Raw genomic sequence first — 2609 nt, 5'->3', positions numbered from 1 at the left:
CCGCTCCCCCAGCGCCGCGGCGATCTCGTCGGCGGCCCGGGGTGGGAGGGTCGAGACCACGACGTCGGCCCTCCGCATCGCGTCCAGCAACCGGTCCCAGGGCTCCAGGGTGAGGAACTGCGGCTCGACGCCCATGCGGTGCGCGGCTCGCATGGTCGCCCCGGCCCGCGCCATCGAGCGCACGTGCACCTGGGCCGTGGTGCACCCGAGCTGGGCGAGGGCGGCCAGGGTCGAGGCCGCCGTGGCCCCGGCACCGATGACGACCGCGGAACGCACCGGGCCGGTCACCCCACGGCCAGCGAGCCCTTCGCCGAGGGCGGTGACCAGTCCGTGCACGTCGGTGTTGGCCCCGACGAGCACGGGACGGTCGCCCGCCCCGGCCTGCACAAGGACCGTGTTGACGGCCCCGACCACCTCGGCGAGCGGCTCGACGTGGTCGAGCAGCCCGAGGACAGTCTTCTTGAGCGGCATGGTCAGGCTCAGCCCGGCCCACGAGCCGTCCAGCCCTGCGAGGACCTCGGGCAGGGCCTCCTCGGTGACGTCGAGCCGGTCGTACTGCCAGCCCTCGAGACCCAGGGCCGCGTAGGCGGCACCGTGCAGCACCGGCGAGAGCGAGTGGGTCACCGGATGCCCCAGCACCGCTGCTCGCCGCACCCGAGGTGCCGGGCCGGCGTCGGAGGCGCGGTTCGTCACTCCTGCTCGGCCTGCCACTGCCGCAGCTCGGCGACGTTCTGCTGGTGCTCGTCGTAGGTCTCGGCGAACTTGGTCTCGCCCGTGTCCAGGTTGACCGTCGCCCAGAAGATCCACGGGCCGTCAGCGGGCGAGAGCACCGCGTCGATCGAGGCCTCACCCGGGGAGGCGATGGGCGTGGGCGGCAGCCCGCTGTGCGCGTAGGTGTTGTACGGGTTGTCCGTCGCGTCCGAGCTGATGTCCGCGGACGTGAGCTCGGTTCCCGACTTGCCCAGGCCGTAGGCGACCGCGGCGTCGATCTGGAGCGGCATCTCGCGGTCGAGGCGGTTCTCGATCGCCCGAGCCATCTGCGGGCTGGCCTCGGCGTTGGGCGACTCGCGCTCGACCAAGGAGGCCTTGATCAGCACGGCCTGCCGGTCGGCCTCGGGGACCTCGCGCTCGTCGAGCACCCGGACCGTCTGGCTGACCATCTCGGCGATCATCTGGACCGGCTCGGTCCCGGGCTCGTAGGTGTAGGTGAGGGGGAACAACCATCCCTCGTAGTTACCGCCGGCCACCTCGGGCAGGCCGGTCGCGGCGGTGTCCTCGAGGGCTGCCTCGAAGTCCTCGACGCTCACCCCGGTGACCGAGGAGAGGCGGTCCAGGATCTGGTCGACCCGCTGCCCCTCGGGGATGGTCACCTGGGTCTGCACCCGGTTCTCGGCGTTGAGCAGGGCGGTGACCGCGTCGGCCGCCGGCATCTCCAGGAGGAGCCGGTACGTGCCCGGCTGGATCCCCGCGGCGTCGGGGTTGGACGCGAAGGCGCTGGTGAAGGCGCCGGTGCTGGCCACCACCCCGGCCTCCTCGAGGGCCGCCGCCATCTGCACGCCGGTCGCACCGGCGGGGATGGAGACCTCGGCGCTGCCGTGGCCCGGTCCGGGGTAGTCGGTGACCTCCTGCTCGCCGCCCCGCAGGTCGGTGATGACAGGCAGGGCGTACTCGACCACGGCGTAGGCGGCACCACCCAGCAGGCCGAGGGAGATGACCAGGGCGATGATGTTGCGCACGCGACGCTTCCGACGCTTGCGGGCACGCTCTTCACGGCTCGCGCGTCGGTCCGAGCGGCGGCTGGGCCCTGAGGCCTCAGGCCTGATCACCTCGTCGAGGAACACGTCGTTCAACGCCCAGCCTCCTGTCGTGCGACTCCCGGCCAGCGTGCCATCGCTCGGTCCTCCCGTACGTCCGTGTCCACCTGCGCGCCCCCGGAGTGCTCCGACCAGACGGTCCGTGCCCGTCCCTGGTCGGCCACCAGCCCTACGTCCCCGACCGCGCCGGGGCCCCCTCGGAGGGTGGGTCGCTGGTGACCAGCTCCCCGCTCCGTGCCCCCGTCGTACGTTCCGCATCCATCGCTGACTGCAGGATCACCACCGCGGCCGCCTGGTCGACCACCGCACGGTGACGACGCCCGGACCTTCCGGCCGCGTGCAGCGCCTGATGGGCGGAGACCGTGCTCAACCGCTCGTCCACCAACCGCACCGGCACCGGTGCGACGGCGTGCGCCAGCACCCCAGCGTACGTGCGAGCCGCCTGGGACGCCGAACCCTCCGCCCCCGACATGTGGCGCGGCAGGCCGACGTACACCACAGCGGCACCCCGTTCCTCCACGATCCTCACGACCTGCAGGACGTCCGTGGCCGCAGGACCCGGCTCGCCCTCGCCACGTCGGACGGTCTCGACGGGGGTCGCGATGAGGCCGTCGGGGTCGCTCGCCGCGACACCCACCCGAACCGAGCCGACGTCCACGCCGACCCGGACACCGCGACCGACACCGACCGGTCCCGGCCCGGTCCCCGACTCCCTGCCGTCCACCGGGCTCACCCCTCGGCGACCGCTGACCGGACGGCCTCGAGGGCCGCGGGCAGTGCCGAGGCATCGGCCCC

General features: G+C 73.3%; 3 protein-coding genes. All 3 read right to left on the bottom strand.

Annotated elements, in window-relative coordinates:
- On the bottom strand, nt 1-693 hold a 693-nt coding region (locus tag L0B03_RS16435), incomplete at its 3' end, for a shikimate dehydrogenase (RefSeq protein WP_250447872.1).
- Nucleotides 690-1841, bottom strand: coding sequence for an endolytic transglycosylase MltG (gene mltG / locus L0B03_RS16430; protein WP_250447874.1), 1152 nt, complete (start codon nt 1839-1841; stop codon nt 690-692). The genes mltG and L0B03_RS16435, both read right to left, overlap by 4 nt.
- Before the next feature lie 142 nt (nt 1842-1983).
- A complete protein-coding gene (ruvX, locus tag L0B03_RS16425) occupies nt 1984-2538 on the bottom strand; it encodes a Holliday junction resolvase RuvX (protein ID WP_250447870.1) in 555 nt (184 codons plus the stop codon).
- Nucleotides 2539-2609: the final 71 nt, after the last annotated feature.

The organism is Actinotalea sp. C106, assembly GCF_023630195.1.
Taxonomy (GTDB): Bacteria; Actinomycetota; Actinomycetes; order Actinomycetales; family Cellulomonadaceae; genus Actinotalea.
The sequence above is the reverse complement of the archived record's forward strand: the minus strand, read 5'-3'. Positions and strand labels throughout refer to the sequence as shown.